Consider the following 14,405-nt stretch of genomic DNA (forward strand, 5'->3'; position numbering starts at 1 on the left):
CATGGACTTCCCCCAAACCAAACGGCGCGTTTCTGGCTTGACCCTCGTTTTGCTGCTGGGCATGACCGCTCCGGCTTTGGCCGGCGGCGCAGGCCCGCGCAGTTCAGAGCGCGACCTGACCTTGCAATTTGGGCCAGTCAGTGCTCAGGCCACCCTGAGCCTCCCAGCGGGCGCGGCCAAAGCGCCGCTGGTGCTGCTGATTGCAGGCACTGGGCCGGAAGACCAGAACGGCAGCTACAGCGTATCGGCGGGACAAGTCGTTCAAGGTTCGCTGGGCGCACTCGCTCAACACCTCAGCCAAGCGGGCTTCGCGGTCATGCGCTTTGACAAACGCTACGCGGCAGGCACTTTTCAGCCCCAAACCGCCCAAGCCGCTTTTACCGAGTACGGCAAACTGGGCATGACCGATCTGCTCGCTGACGCCCGCACTGCCCTGAATGCCGCCAAACAGCAGCCGAGGGTGGACGCTTCCAAAGTCTTCATTTACGGCTGGAGCGAAGGCAGCGTCATCGCGTCCAGCTTGGCACTGGAAACCAACGCCAGCGGCCTGATCGTGCAGGGGCCGGTGGTGGACTCGTTTGCCGATTCGTTTGCCAACCAGTTTGAACGGGTCGGCTTGGCCTATTTGCAGCCCTACAGCAAAGACGGCAAAATAGACCTCAAAGGCGTGCTGGCTGCGCTCTACGGAAACGGCAGCGGCCTGGCCAAGACTGAAGCCAGCTTGCTGTTCTCGCTGGAGAGCACACCACAAAAACCCATGCTGAGCACCCTGCTCGACACCAACAAAGACGGGTTGATCGATTTGAAGGCCGAAGCTTTGCCGCAAATTCGCCAGTTTTACCAGCAGTTCACGCCGCAGTCGCCCATGTACGCCCCCGCCACCACCCTGCCGACCTTGGGCGAATTGGCTTCCCGTCTCAAGTTGCCGGTGCTGATTATGCAAGGTGAGAACGACGGCAACATTGACCCCGCTGCTGCCCAGCGTCTCGACGACGCGCTGGGCGCAGCAGGCAACGCGGATCACACCTTCAAACTCTACGCGGGCTTGGGGCACTCGCTGGGCCTCTCGCCCGCCATTACCCAAGACACCTTCGCGCCGATGCAAAGCGGGCCGATGAACGACATGGCCGCGTGGCTGACCCAGCGCAGCCGGTAGAGCGTGCGGCGCTGGGTGTAAGGGTTGGGCAAGAGCCAACTGCTAGCATGACAAGCACGATGAAGACACGATTGCCCTCGCCGCTGGCTCCCGCCTACCCTGCGCCTGCCCCCTCGCGTCGGCGCTGGGTAGCCCTTTCCTTTCTCACCTTGGCGCTGGCTACCGCGCCGCTGGCCCGCGCCCAGACGATGGTCGATACCTTGCAGACCATCAACATCAGCAACACCCTCGATCAGCAGAGCGTGACCGGCGGCCAAGCGGCCATAGACCGGGCCAAAGCGCTCAAAGCCCAGCTCGAAAAGCAGCAGGCGCAAGCTCAGGCTGAGGTTCCAGCCGCGCCGGGGTCGCCCGTTTCTCCTGTGGCCGCTCCTTCAGCCCTGCCCGCTGCCGCCCTAGCGCCCGCCGTGCCGCTGACCGACGCCCAAATTGTGCGCCTGAACTCGGCCAAAGCGCTGTTTGCCCAGAGCAAGTGGGCGCAGGCCCGCACCATTTATGAAGAACTGATTTCGGAGAATTACCAGCAACCTGAGCCGCATTTCGGCTTGGCGCTGAGCTTGTTCGCGCTGAGTGACTTGACTGGTGCCCGCTTTGAACTGGGTCAGTTCGTGGCGCTCTCACCCGCCAGTTTTGAAGGGCCGTACAACCTCGGCATTATCGCGGTCAAGAACAAAGAGTATGACGAAGCGCTCAAGCAGTTCACGGCGGCGGCGGCGCTGTCGGGTGACGCCGCGCCCACCGCCCGCCGTCAGGTCTTGGAAGCGCTGGCCGGTGAGCAAAACCGCCGCCAAGATTACGCCGCTCTGAGCGCCACCCTGACGCAGGCACTGGCGATTGACCCCAGCGACGCCAATTTGCGCTACCGCCTCGGCCAAGCGGTGGCCCTTTCCGGCAACGGCGCTGGAGCGCTGCCACTGCTCTACGGTGCGCTGCAAAACGACGCTACCCGCGCTGGAGCGGCCCTCCTGATCGCCGACATCTACGCCGCCCAAAACCTGCCCGACCGGGCGGTGCGCGAACTCGACAGCGCCGCCGGAGGGCAACTCAGCGGCACCGACCGCTCCCGCTTGCTGGTTCGCAAAGCCCAGCTGCTGCAACTCCAAAACAAAGTGCCGGCCGCCGCCCAAGCCGCCAAAGAAGCGGTTCAGGCCGACAGCCGCTCGGCGAGCGCGGCCTCCACCTTGGCGGGCTTACTGGCCAGCAACGGTGATCTGAAGGGCAGCCTGAGCGCTTGGCAAAAAGCCGCCGCTCTGGAAGCGGGCAACGCCAGCATTTTCCTGAATTTGGCGGCGGTGCAGTTGGCTTTGGGCCAAAATGCCGAGGCCCGCAGGAGCGCTGAGCTTACCCTCAAGCTGGCCGACAGCCCCGCGCCCACGCCCGCTGACCTTGCCACCCAGGCCCGCGCCGCGTTTGTGCAGGGCGTCAGCGCTTACCGCCTCAAAGACTACTCGGCGGCGGCCAAAGCGCTGTCAGGCAGCGCCGCCAAGCAGCCCAGCGCCGAAACTTCGCTGTGGCTGGGCCTGAGCGCTTACGCCCTCAAGGATTATCCGGCGGCGATTGCGGCGCTCAGCGACAGCGTGCGCCTGGGCGACACCCTCAGCGCCCGGCTCAACCTCGGCGCGGCGCTGCTCTCGGCGGGGCGCTTTGCCGAAGCGGAACCGACTTTACGCAGCGTGGCCGTCGAAGATCCCAAAAACGCGGCGGCTTGGTATCAGCTCGGCTTGTCGCGCAAAGCGCAGGGCAAAGACGCCGAAGCCAAAACCGCTTTTACTTCTGCGGCCAAACTGGGGTTGGCCGCCGCCAAAGCTGAACTGAAATAACGCAGCGCATACCAATTTGGCACTGAGAAAAGGGGTGGGGAGAAGCAGTTTTCTCGCCTCCCTCCCATCCCCTTATTCCTCAAATGTCCTACTCTGTAGCTCGAGGTAGCTACCATGAGACTTGTAGGACGACGTTTACCTGATCTGCTGATCGGCATTTTAATTGTGGTCTTGGCGCTGGGCCTCGGAAGCTTGCTCCTGACTCAGCGCAACCGCGCCGCCATCACCCCCAGTGCGCTGACGCCGCCTCCGGCCAGCACCGCTGACATTCCTGCCGCGCCCGGCACGGGCGTCACCAACACCCAAGCCGTCACGCCGCCGGACGCAGGCCAAGGAAGCGTGGGCCAAACTGGAACGACTTCCGCCGTGCCCAGCACTCCTGCTGCCACTGTGCCTGCTGCAAGCCCCGCCACTGATCCTTCGCAGGCGGCTCAAACGCCCGTCACTGATCCTGCCGCCTCCACTCCGGCCAGCGGCGACCAAACGGCAACGGTGGCTCAGCCCGAATCCCCGACCACACCGCCCAGCACGGCGGCTCCTGCACAACCCGGTCAAACTCAACCCAGCACCGGCCCTGTGGCCACCAGCCCGCTTGCGCCGCCGGTGACGCCGCAGCCGGACACCAGTCAGCCGCCCGTGACCACCACGCCAGCCCCGATGGCTCAGCCCACTGCCCAACCGGCAACGGGTCAGCCGACCACTCCTGCGTCTCCCACCGCGCCGCCCACTGCGGCAACCACACCGCCCCGCAGCGGTGGAGCAGTAGCGACCAGCGAAAACCGCACTCCGCTGCGGCGCGATTACCGCATCAGCCTCGGCACTTTCGGCAGCGTAGCGGAAGCGCAGGCCAGCACCGCTGCGGTGAGTGCGCTGGGCTACACCGTTTATCCGATTGATCTGGGGTCGCAAGTGGTGGCGCAAGTGGGCCCCTTTGCCAGTGCCAGTGACGCCAACGCAGCGCTCAGCGACATCCTGCGGGCTTACGGCGGCGCACTGCTGTACGCGCCGCGCTCGTCGGTCAGTAGCGGTTTGGAGCAGCCAGCGGCCAGCGGCAGCTCTGACAGCGCCCGTAACAATGCTGCTGGTGTCGCCGCTCCGAGTCCTTCTGCGGCTTCAGCGGTGAGTTCTGCCGTAACCAGTTCACCCGCGCCCGCTCAGGCCGCTCCCAGCCAGCCCGCGCAAGCGGCTGCGCCCAGTGGCCCGGTGTATTTGCAGGTCGGCGCGTTTGACCGCCAAGAAAGTGCTGCCCGCCTGGTTGGCTTGTTGGACGACTTGGGCTACAACCCCAGCGTGCAAGCGCCGGAAGGCAAAAAGGTCACGGTCTTGATCGGCCCCTTTTCCGGCGAGGCGGTGCTGCGTGCCGAAAGCAAGCTCAACGACAACGGCTTTGATCACTTCCGAGTTCGCTGAGCGGCTGGGCGCGGCAGCGTGACGGTTCAGGGTGTTCCCGGCATTCCCACCGCCGCCGTTTCGCGGTTGGTGACGTACCTGCGCATTCTCGAAGAACTCGAACGCGCCGAAGTGCCCACCACCAGCAGCGGCGCACTGGCTGAGCGTGCTCAGGTCAGCGCCTTTCAAGTCCGTAAAGACTTGGCATATTTCGGCAGGTTCGGCACACGCGGTATGGGCTACACCGTCAGCGTTCTTAAGCGCGAACTGACCCGCGTGCTGGGCCTTAACCGCTCGTGGAGCGTGGTCATCGTGGGCATGGGCAGATTGGGGCAGGCCATCGCCCACTATCCGGGGGCGAGCGAGTACCAGTTCGGCTACGTGGGCCTGTTTGATGTCAAAGCCGAGCTGATCGGCACGCCCGTTGACGTTCCTGCTCAGCGCGAGGGCGTGAGCGGCTCAGGGCTGGCAGCCTCCGCGCAGCCGCGCCAACTGAATATCCAACACATCCGTGACCTCACTGCTTTTGCCCAGCAGCAAGCCGCGCAGGGCCGGGCTATTGACATGGGTTTTTTGGCGGTGCCCCCCGAACACGCCCAGGCTGCGGCGCAGTCTATGGTCGAAGCGGGCGTAAAAGGTATTCTGAATTTCGCGCCGACCCTCATTCAGCCGGCCCAAGACAGCGCGGGACATGAGCGTGGTTTGCAAGAGATCAGTGATGAGTGGCGTGATGTGATGGTGGAGAACGTGGACTTTTTGGTGGGCATGAAGCGGCTGGCGTTTTATATGCTCAACCCACAGCTTAGAGATCAAGACCCGGAGGAGAAGGCATGAAGCAAGCAGGAAAGAAGTTTGGATTTCAAAAGGTGTGGTTGTTGGGGGCGCTGGCGTTGCCTCTGGCGGGATGCGGAGATGTGGGCACGACAGGTTCTATTCAACTGCCCACCACCCTGAATGTAGGTATCGCGGTTGGCGACTCCACGTCAACAGTGATTGTCACCAAAACCTTCACTCCAGCGACAGCCGGTACGCCTGAGATACCCGCCGTACCGGCTGTACCGGGCGTGGGCGGTCAGCCAGGGACTCCGGCGGTTCCTGCGATTCCGGCCAAGCCAGGCACAGTCGCCAAAACTGTCTGGACATCGAGTGGCGCAGGCCCGGCTACGTTTACCTTCACCAGTCGCCCCGGCTCAGACGCGGCTTATGTCACTGGTTTCCGGCTCATCAGTGACAAGTTCAATGGTGTAGAGCAAGTTGCTGATCCTAAAGACGCTGCAATCACTCAGCTCAAGTTAAACATTTATGTTCCTTCTGGTTATACCTGCCCAGTGGTCAACCCAATTGATCCTACTTCGACCCGCAGCCAAACCCAGTCTTGTGACTCCTCACTCATCACCACGGTTCAGGGGAACGGTGTGTCTACTAGCCCGCTCAACCTTGATTTTACGACGCCTTTGGTTGACTTGGTAATTGCCAGCAACGCCTCAGCGTCCCGCAGCAGCATTATTGAATTTGTAGGCTTCACCAGTCGGGGCAAAAGCTTTGTCTTCAATGCGAACGTCGCCGCTACAGCCCAGAAACAAGGTGACCTTTAAGCACCCCGCCTGACTTCCCCCTCACACCCCATCTGCTAAACTGACACCCATGAAACTGGTACTCGCCATCGTCCAAGACGCCGATACGCCCGGACTGATGCGCAGCCTCTCTGAGCAGGGCTACGAAGTCACCAAGCTCGCGTCGACTGGCGGCTTTTTGCGCGAGGGCAACACCACATTAATGATTGGTGTCCAAGATGAGCGGTTGCCGCACCTCAAAACTCTGGTGGCCCAAAACTGCCGCAGCCGCAGCCGCTTGGTCACGCCCAGCGTCCCGATGGGGGAGCAGGGCGAAGGGCTGGTGGCCGATCCGGTGGAAGTGCCGGTGGGCGGCGCGGTAATGTTTGTGGTCAATGTAGACGAATTCGTGCGCGTCTAACCTGAGTTTTCAAAGCCTCAGCTTGTCATAGCCCTGAAGGATCATCCCGCTTAGAATGGCGGGATGATTCGTTTTGCTCGCTTTATTTCGCTGTCACTCGCGCTTCTCGGCGGCGCGGCCTTGGCCCAAGTCGGCAACCTCAGCACCTCGCTGGACGGTAACCCGTTGCTCTCGGCTTACGTCAAAAGCGGCAATACCCTCACCGCCCCCGACGGCACCCAGATCACGCTGGTAAGTCGGGGTTCGTACTTGGCGGGCGCAACCGTGACGCTGCCGACGCCGGACGCGGCCAAAGCGGGCCAACTGCTCGGCGTGCTGAGCGGCTACGGTGACGGGCTGGCGACGCCTTACGCCGGATACCTCGGCAACCCGCAGGTCAAGCCGCAACTGAGTACTCCAGCCGGTATGACCATCAGCGCCGAGCAGTACCAAGTGATTACCAAGCAAATGGGCCAGCGCCTGCAATTTAGCCTCAAGTTGGCGGAGGTGCCCAGCAAGGTGTTTATCAGCACGGCCAATACGCTCGGCCCCAGCAAATCGGCGGTGGTGCTGCGGCTTTTCAGCGATTTTCAGTGTCCCTTTTGTCAGCAATTCGAGCAGCAAGCTTGGCCTGCGCTGCAAACGGAGTTGCAAAAAACCTACGGCAACACCCTGCGCTTTGAATTTCACCAGTTTCCCTTGGAGCAAATCCACCCGAATGCCCGCGCCGCCGCCGAAGCCAGCGAGTGCGCCGCCGCGCAGGGTCAATTCTGGGCTTACAAAGACGCGCTGTTTGATACCCCCAACTGGACGGTCTGGACGAAAGCCGCCAATCCCAATCCCAATTTCATAGCGCTGGCCACTCAGCTTGCCGGTGGTAAAGCCAAAACCTTCAGCGGGGACACCTTCAAAACCTGCCTCGCCAACCGGGGCGGCAAAGCCAACGTAGACGCCGGACTGCAAGAAGCCCTAGCGGCGGGTGTCAATGCCACGCCGACCTTATTCGTCAACGGCTACAAAGTCAGCAACCCGTCGGATATCGCGGCGGTCAAGCGGCTGATTCAGTTCGTGCTGGGCAAATAGGAGAGGAGCGGCCTGCTGTGAGGGGGCGAAGGGGTACTTCATTTCCCATTTGCCCCCTGCAAAACCGGCACAATAAAAGCTTATGGAAGGTTTAGCTCTATCGCGCACCCTCGCTGAGCTTCGGGAACATTTACCGGCCCGCACGCTGGGCTGGGTTTTTCCTGATGAGACATCGGCGGCGCTGCTCTTTGAAGGTCAAAAGGGCGTTAGCAATCTGGTGCTGTCGTACCGCCCGCCGCAGCCGGTGATTTACCTGAGCCGTGAGCGGCTGCGCGGCGACGCCCACAACGCCTTTCAGCGCTTTCTGGCGGCCAAAGTGCGCGGTGAACTCTTCAGCGCCGAGCAACTCAAGCTTGACCGGGTGGCCCAGTTTGCCTTCGCGGGTGAGGGCGGCTTTGTGGACGTGTCGGCCGTGCGACTGTTGTTCGAGTTGACCGGACGCAACACCAACCTGCTGGTCTTGGAACCCTTGCAAGAAGACGCAGACGCTTGGCAAGGCCGGATTCTCAGCGCCGGACGTGAGATCACCAACAGCCGCAACCGCTTCCGCACCGTCAGAAGCGGGGGTGCGTATGTTCCGCCGCCGCCTTATGACAAGTTTGATCCGCGCACGATGACGGCGCAGGAGGCTGAAAGTTTAGCTGACCTGCCGGTTTCCCGTTGGCGCGAGCAGATTGACGGTTTGGGGCCGAGCCTCAGCGCCGAATTGGTGCGCCGTACCGGCTTTGTGGGCGTAGCGGGTGAGCGGTGGCCGCAGGTCTTAGAAGCCCTCAAAAGCCTGGTCGTTGACCCGACCCTCAGCGCTTCGGAGGCCAGCCTCAACGACGCCTCGCGCGAAGCGGCCCGCGCCGAGAAAGCTGCCCAACTCCGCAAAGCGCTGCGTGAACCGCTGGCCAAGCGCCTGACCCTGCTGACCCACCAACTCGGCGATGTGGAGCGGGCCACCCTCGGCTTAGACGAGGCCGCCCAAGACCGCCGCGAAGCCGATTTGCTGATGGCGTACGCCCACACCGTCGAGGCGGGCGCGTCGTCGGCGCTGCTGCCCGACTTTTCTGGGGAAGGCGAAGTGCCGATTGCGTTAGAACCATCCCTGAGCGCCATTCAAAATGCCGAGAAGCGCTACACCCGTGCCCGCCGCCGCGAAGACGTGTTCGAGCGGCTGGCCGAGCGCGAACCCACCTTGCGCGAGGATTACGCCGAGGTCGAGCGCCGCCTCAGTGACTTGGACGCCTCCAGCTTGGAGCAGCTCGCCGCCCTCGAAACCCAACTCACCGCCGAGCAGCCGCTGCGCAGCGCTTACGGAGCGCGGTACACCTCGCCCGGCGGCTTCGAGGTGTTGGTGGGCCGCAACAACAAAGAAAACGCTACGCTGACCCACCGCTTGGGGCGCAGCACGGATTACTGGTTTCACGTGCAGGGCTATCCGGGGTCGCATGTCTTGGTCAGAACTGGCGGGCGCGACCTCGATTTGCCGGATATCTTGTACGCCGCCCAGCTCGCCGCTCAGCACAGCAAAGCGCGGCTCAGCGGCAACGTGCCGGTGGACTACACCCGCATCAAGCACGTCTGGCGGCCCAAGGGCGCTCCTTCGGGGCAAGTCCACTACACCCAGCAAAAAACGGTGTATGTCGATCCGCCGGATGCTCGCAGTGCTTAGCCCACTCATACCATGGTTGCCGCTCAGCCGGTGTTTACCGATAAGATGGAGCCGATGAGTGGACAGCAGCGGGCTGAGCTGAATTGGGGGCGGGTAAGGCTCAAACCCCTGCTTGAAATGAACAATGCCGAGTGGCGCACCCTGTACAGTTATTTTCGTGACCGCGAATTGGCCGATTGGAACGGCGCTCAACCGATCCGGCTGCCAGAGTGGTTGTTCCGCAAAGTGATGCAAGACGAGGAGCGCAGCGGCGAACGTCACGGCTTTGGCATCATGAACGAAGATCAGCGCCTCATCGGCAGCATCGAACTCTACGACCTGCGCCCCTCGCCGCCCTCACGCCCCACCACCGCCACCCTCGGCGTGATGATCGGCGAGCGAACACTCTGGGGGGGGGGCTACGGACGCGAAGCGGTGCAGGCCACTTTGGACTGGGCCTTTGGAACGCGCCAACCGACCTTGAGGCGCATTCGGCTGACCACTTTTTTGCACAACCGCCGCGCTCAGCGGGCGTTTGCGGCCAGCGGTTTCCGCGAAATGGGCCGCACCGAACACGCCAAGCGCACCGACGTTCACATGGAAATTACTTTGGAGGAATGGAATGATGCCCAAGCCGCCCACAACGACGCCCACCCGCGTCCTGATGCCTGATCTGCCGGAGTTTCGCGCCATAACTGCCGAGGGTACTGAGTCTGCTTATTACCGCGCCGACTTTTTGCCTGAAGGTGAATTTGAAGGCTTGGTGGCGTGGGGGATGCCCAAAAAGTTGCGCTCACAAGTTCTCTTGCACCCCGGCCTCAAGTGGGTGCTGACCCTGACCGCCGGAATCGACGGCTGGCCCGAGATGTTGCCGCCCGGCGTGACCCTTTACAATGCCCACGAACTGCACGACGAGGCGGTAGCCCAGCACGCGGCGGCCACTCTGCTGGCGGCGGGGCGCGGCCTGATCCGCTTTGCCCAGGCAGGGAGCTGGGAGCGCCCCGGACAACTGTGGACGCTGAAAGGGCGCAACGTGGTGGTGTGGGGCTACGGCCACATCGGGCGCATTTTCAGTGACTTACTGGCTCCTTTCGGCGCACAGATCACCGGCCTGCGTTCCAGCAGCACGCCGCAGGAGATTCAAGCGGCGCTCAGCACGGCGGACGATGTGGTGTTGCTGCTGCCGCTGACCGACGCCACCAAGCAGATCGTGAATGCTGGGGTGCTGGCCAGCCTCAAGTCCGGCGCGTGGCTCTACAACTTGGGGCGCGGCGAACTGGTGGACACGGCGGCGCTCGTTTCGGCTCTAGATAATGGCCACTTGGGAGGCGCGGTGCTGGACGTGACCGACCCCGAGCCGCTGCCGGAAGGCCACCCGCTTTGGGGGCGCGGCAACGTGCTGATTACGCCGCACATTGCCAGCACCACTCAGGATATGCAGCAGCGGGCCGCCGACTATGCCGAGGCCGTGCTGGGCCAACTCGCACGCGGCGAGGAGCCGAAGAACAAAGTGGAGTTGGGGAAGGGGTACTGAGAAGTCAAAACGCAAATTTTGAAGGGTAGAGACCAAAGCGCATGAGTGAGTGACCGAAATTTTTATGGATTATGGAGAATCTCTATAAACTGAGATCGGAACGGTAGATTTTGCCGTCCCGATCTCAGTTTATGCTTTATTCTTTAATCTCTACAGCCCGTACGTTTTACTTCCCAAAATCCTGATTAAAGGTTTCAGGCCGCGTCAACATACGCCAGTTCAAGTTACTTTTACCACTGGTTGTCACATAGTCGGCAGGGTTGGCGCTTTGAATGGCGCAGTTGTACTTGGCGTTCTCCTGTCGCATGATCGGCCAGATCACGGCGGCAGCGCGGCCTGCGATATCCCGCAGCGGAATCGGCCCGAACAGGCGCGAGTCTTCCGAGCCGTTCTCGGTGCGGTTGTCGCCCATCACGAAATACTCTCCGGCAGGAATAGTGATTTCAGCTTGATCCGTCAAAATACCTTTGAGGCTCGACTGAATTTGATTGGCAATTGGACTGTCCGTATCCCAGCAGCCCTGCGACTTCCAGTAATCGGCGGTGTAATTGTTGCTCAGCGCTTTGCCATTGACAAACACGACGCCTTTTGAAATGCGGAGCTTGTCGCCTGGGAGGCCGGTCAGCCGTTTGATCAGGAAAGGGCGGTAAGTCCACAAATTAAAGAAGGTGCGGGTTTCGGCAGCGGCGGGCGGCTTGAAAATTAGAATGTCACCGCGTTTGAAGTCCCCGATGCCGACCTTATGCAGCCACGTTTCGTATTTGGGCACCAGCACGCGCTCATGGTGGCGCAAATTGGGCATCATGCTCACGCCGTCTACGCCAACCAAGGTCGCAATGAACTGAGTGATGACGACTGCAAAAACAATCGGCTCAAGTAATTCTTTCCAGAGGCGCTGGAAGGCGTTCGGCGGTTTTTTGAGTTTGGTCATCTGACTCCTGATCTTTGGCAAGGGCCGCCCCGCTTTCGCCCGCTGAATTCCATCTGGGTCAGCGGAAGCGGGGCAGTCAAAAGCAATCTTGCAAAGAATAGCCCATCTAGCATGAAAGAATGCGGGACTTGGTGGGGGCAGGCCGCGCCGGAGGTGGTCAGAGCAGGGGTAGAGAGCGCTTCAAAAACTTGAAGGGCAAGACGGGCGCAGCAGACGGGTTCATAAAATCCAGAGTGGCTTGAGGGGTTCGTGTCAGATATGAAGCGCTAGGCTAAGGTATGTCGCTCGCTGGCACCCGTTTGGCTGACCACTACACCCTGATTCGTCCGCTGGGACAGGGCGCGTCCAGTTTGGTGTATGTAGCGCTGGGCGACGACGGAGAAGCTTACACGGTCAAGCTGTTTGCGCCGCCGCTGGCCGATCACGCCGCGAGAGAAGCCAGGATGCGGGTGCGCGGGCCGCATTTGGCTGAAGTCATGCTGCTCAGCGAAGTGGCGGGCCAGCCAGCAGTGGTGCTGCGCTTTACCAAAGGCACCGAGTTGTTTAGCCGCTACCGTTTTCGCCCTGCCCTTGAGCGTGAGCGTCCCGCTTTTGTGCGGACGCTCAGCGACGTGCTGGAGGGTTTGGCGGCCATGCACGCGGGCGGTTGGCTGCACCGGGATGTCAAGGCCGATAACATCTTGGTGCAAAAGAGTGGCGCGGCCACTTTGTTGGACTACGATTTGTCGGGGCCGATCGGCGAAACCTTTGCCGTGCCGCTCCGAATTGGCACCGCCGCTTTTCAGTCGCCCGAAGCGCAGCGCGGCGAGGTGTTGGGGCCGCAGAGTGATCTTTACGGCGTGGGCGTGCTGCTGTACTGGGGTCTGAGGGGTGAGTTGCCGGCAGACGGTGAATCAGATTTGGCAGGGGAGCCGCTGGAAAAGCTATGCGCCAACTTGCTGGAAGCTGATCCGGCCAAAAGGCCGAGTGACGCCGAGCAAGTCCGCGCTGAACTCCTGCGGTCGATTTAAAGCTTCTCAAAAGGTTTCTACAAATACACCCGCCCCAGCGACTCCGCAATCATGGCGGGCTTGTCTTGCCCTCCGATTTCTACGGTGTTGAGCACTGTCACTTGCAAATACCCTGCGCCTTCTTCCACGCTTTGCAGCACTGCGCGGTTGCGTAAGCGGCTGCCCACCCGCACCGGAGCAATGAAGCGTACCCGGTTCAGGCCGTAATTGACCACCATTTTTGCGCCCTCCAGCTGGAGGCTGCCGCCCAGATTGGCGAACTCACCCGCCAGCAGGGAGAGCGTCAGGAAGCCGTGGGCGATGGGGCCCCCGAAGGGAGTCTGGGCCGCCCGCTCGGGGTCGACGTGAATAAATTGATGATCACTGGTGGCGTCGGCAAAAGCGCTGACGCGCTCTTGGGTGATCTCTAGCCAATCGGAAAGCGCGATTTGTTGGCCGAGGTGAGACTGAAGTTCGCTGGGCTGCATAACCCTCCTGTGGGGCTGGGGATAAGCTTGACCGCTACGGCTGCTGTATCTGCGGTTTGTGGGTCGTGTTTAGGGGTAACTCAGGCGACTTTGTGCCGCAGCGTGGGCTGCCTTAAGCCCGACTTATTCGGCTTGGTCGGCGGCTCAGGGTTGTCCCGCTGCGGCGCAAGACTGGAGCGAGAGTCACTGCTCGACTTTGATTGGCCCTTAGTTCCTCGGCCCGATCACCGCGATGGTGGCCAGAGCGGTGGCGACATGGGTTTGCTCCTCGCCACGGAGCGAGTAGACATCCGAGCGCACCACCGCTTGCCGTTTCCCAGCCCGCAGCACTTCGCCCCGCGCCCACAGCACTTCGCCGCGTGCCGCCGTCAGAAAATTGAGTTTATATTCCGCCGTCACCACGTCGCCCCCCAAGCTGGCGGCTGCCCAAGCGCTCACAGTGTCGGCGAGGTAACCGATGACGGCTCCGTGCGCCTGCCCGTGATGCTGAGTGAGGTCGGGGCGCAAGTCAAGCTCAATCTCGACTGTGCCCGCCGCAAACGAACGCAGCCGCACACCGATCCATTTGGAATAGCCGCTCCCTTCCAAAGCCAATTGGACGAGCCGCCGTGCGCCTTCGCTCTCTAAACCGACGCCATTCATATCAACACGTTCATATCAACATGGCCCCGCCGTCCACCGCGATGTTTTGGCCAGTCATAAAGGCGGAAGCGTCGCTGGACAGCAGCAGGGCCAGTCCCTTCAAGTCCTGCTCGTTGCCGATGCGGCGCAGGGGCGTGGCGGCCAAAATGCGCTCCATGCCGTAATCCAGCGTCCCTTTGGTCATCTTGGTGGGGAAATAGCCGGGGCAAATAGCGTTGACGGTGATGTTATGCTCGGCCCACTCGGCGGCCAGCGTGCGCGTCAGGTTGACCACGCCGCCTTTGGAGGTGTTGTAGGCCAGCGTGGGAATCATGCCCATGCCGTTGCCCTGAAGCCCTGCCACCGAGGCGATGTTGACGATCCGCCCGCTCCGGCGCGGAATCATCGAGAGCTTGCCCACCGCCTGCGTCACCAGAAACAGACCGTTGATATTGAGATTGATGACTTTTTCCCAGGCGTCCAGTGGGTGATCTTGACTTTTTGCGCCCCAAGTGGTTCCGGCGTTGTTGACCAGAATGTCGATCTGGCCCCAAGCGTCCACGATTTGCTGCACCATCGGTTCGATGCTGGGGTAATCGCTCAGGTCGTTGCGGATGGTCATGACTTCCACGCCCAAGCCTTCCAAGTGGGTTTTGGCTTCGTCGAGTTCGTTTTGCTTGCGGGCGGTCAGCACCACTTTCGCGCCGTATTCGCCCAGCGCTTCGGCAATTTGCAGGCCGAGGCCGCGTGAGCCGCCAGTGATGAGAGCGACTTTTCCAGTAAGGTCAAACAGGGGTTGTAGGGGCAT

The 14,405-nt window shown here is 61.7% G+C and carries 15 protein-coding genes; 11 read left to right on the top strand and 4 right to left on the bottom strand.

All coding sequences use genetic code 11. From position 1 onward, the window contains the following. The first annotated feature begins 1 nt into the window (after nucleotide 1). The 10 genes from EHF33_RS11820 to EHF33_RS11865 all read left to right on the top strand — a co-directional run bounded on the left by EHF33_RS11820 (nucleotide 2) and on the right by EHF33_RS11865 (nucleotide 10,568). A complete protein-coding gene (locus tag EHF33_RS11820) occupies nucleotides 2-1,156 on the top strand; it encodes an alpha/beta hydrolase family protein (RefSeq protein WP_241191154.1) in 1,155 nt (384 codons plus the stop codon). Nucleotides 1,157-1,215: 59 nt separating this feature from the next. Further along, complete coding sequence (locus tag EHF33_RS11825) at nucleotides 1,216-2,973, top strand: tetratricopeptide repeat protein (RefSeq protein ID WP_124871719.1); 1,758 nt, start codon at nucleotides 1,216-1,218, stop codon at nucleotides 2,971-2,973. A 114-nt stretch (nucleotides 2,974-3,087) separates the two neighbouring features. Further along, nucleotides 3,088-4,383, top strand: coding sequence for an SPOR domain-containing protein (locus EHF33_RS11830; RefSeq protein WP_124871722.1), 1,296 nt, complete (start codon nucleotides 3,088-3,090; stop codon nucleotides 4,381-4,383). 18 nt (nucleotides 4,384-4,401) lie between these two features. After that, nucleotides 4,402-5,196 carry a redox-sensing transcriptional repressor Rex gene (locus tag EHF33_RS11835; RefSeq protein WP_124871726.1) on the top strand — a complete coding sequence of 265 codons (795 nt, stop codon included), beginning with the start codon at nucleotides 4,402-4,404 and terminating at the stop codon, nucleotides 5,194-5,196. Next, nucleotides 5,193-5,957: a hypothetical protein gene (locus EHF33_RS21335; protein WP_124871729.1), complete on the top strand. Its 765-nt coding sequence runs from the start codon at nucleotides 5,193-5,195 to the stop codon at nucleotides 5,955-5,957. Before EHF33_RS11835 ends, EHF33_RS21335 begins: the two co-directional genes overlap by 4 nt. Before the next feature lie 49 nt (nucleotides 5,958-6,006). Then, nucleotides 6,007-6,336 carry a cyclic-di-AMP receptor gene (locus EHF33_RS11845; protein WP_124871731.1) on the top strand — a complete coding sequence of 110 codons (330 nt, stop codon included), beginning with the start codon at nucleotides 6,007-6,009 and terminating at the stop codon, nucleotides 6,334-6,336. Between the two features lie 63 nt (nucleotides 6,337-6,399). Beyond that, a complete protein-coding gene (locus EHF33_RS11850; protein ID WP_124871734.1) occupies nucleotides 6,400-7,398 on the top strand; it encodes a DsbA family protein in 999 nt (332 codons plus the stop codon). Nucleotides 7,399-7,480: 82 nt separating this feature from the next. After that, nucleotides 7,481-9,055, top strand: coding sequence for an Rqc2 family fibronectin-binding protein (locus tag EHF33_RS11855; RefSeq protein WP_124871737.1), 1,575 nt, complete (start codon nucleotides 7,481-7,483; stop codon nucleotides 9,053-9,055). Nucleotides 9,056-9,109: 54 nt separating this feature from the next. Beyond that, nucleotides 9,110-9,706 (top strand): GNAT family N-acetyltransferase, encoded by a 597-nt coding sequence (locus EHF33_RS11860; RefSeq protein ID WP_124873138.1) that lies wholly within the window; start codon nucleotides 9,110-9,112, stop codon nucleotides 9,704-9,706. Further along, nucleotides 9,657-10,568, top strand: coding sequence for a D-2-hydroxyacid dehydrogenase (locus EHF33_RS11865; RefSeq protein WP_241191155.1), 912 nt, complete (start codon nucleotides 9,657-9,659; stop codon nucleotides 10,566-10,568). The genes EHF33_RS11860 and EHF33_RS11865 overlap by 50 nt, the downstream gene beginning before the upstream one ends. 166 nt (nucleotides 10,569-10,734) lie before the next feature. Here EHF33_RS11865 and lepB read toward each other — a convergent pair whose 3' ends face one another. Then, nucleotides 10,735-11,499: a signal peptidase I gene (gene lepB / locus EHF33_RS11870; RefSeq protein WP_124871740.1), complete on the bottom strand. Its 765-nt coding sequence runs from the start codon at nucleotides 11,497-11,499 to the stop codon at nucleotides 10,735-10,737. Nucleotides 11,500-11,777: 278 nt separating this feature from the next. Between lepB and EHF33_RS11875 the strand changes: the two genes are divergently transcribed. Continuing rightward, nucleotides 11,778-12,509: a serine/threonine-protein kinase gene (locus EHF33_RS11875; protein ID WP_124871743.1), complete on the top strand. Its 732-nt coding sequence runs from the start codon at nucleotides 11,778-11,780 to the stop codon at nucleotides 12,507-12,509. A 17-nt stretch (nucleotides 12,510-12,526) separates the two neighbouring features. Here the strand turns inward: EHF33_RS11875 and EHF33_RS11880 are convergent, their stop codons facing one another. The 3 genes from EHF33_RS11880 to EHF33_RS11890 form a co-directional block, all read right to left on the bottom strand. Beyond that, a complete protein-coding gene (locus EHF33_RS11880) occupies nucleotides 12,527-12,976 on the bottom strand; it encodes a MaoC family dehydratase (RefSeq protein ID WP_124871747.1) in 450 nt (149 codons plus the stop codon). Between the two features lie 207 nt (nucleotides 12,977-13,183). Beyond that, nucleotides 13,184-13,618: a PaaI family thioesterase gene (locus EHF33_RS11885; RefSeq protein WP_124871750.1), complete on the bottom strand. Its 435-nt coding sequence runs from the start codon at nucleotides 13,616-13,618 to the stop codon at nucleotides 13,184-13,186. Nucleotides 13,619-13,628: 10 nt separating this feature from the next. Continuing rightward, complete coding sequence (locus EHF33_RS11890) at nucleotides 13,629-14,405, bottom strand: SDR family oxidoreductase (protein ID WP_124871754.1); 777 nt, start codon at nucleotides 14,403-14,405, stop codon at nucleotides 13,629-13,631.

Origin of the sequence: Deinococcus psychrotolerans (genome assembly GCF_003860465.1) — a bacterium.
GTDB classification, from domain to species: domain Bacteria; phylum Deinococcota; class Deinococci; order Deinococcales; family Deinococcaceae; genus Deinococcus; species Deinococcus psychrotolerans.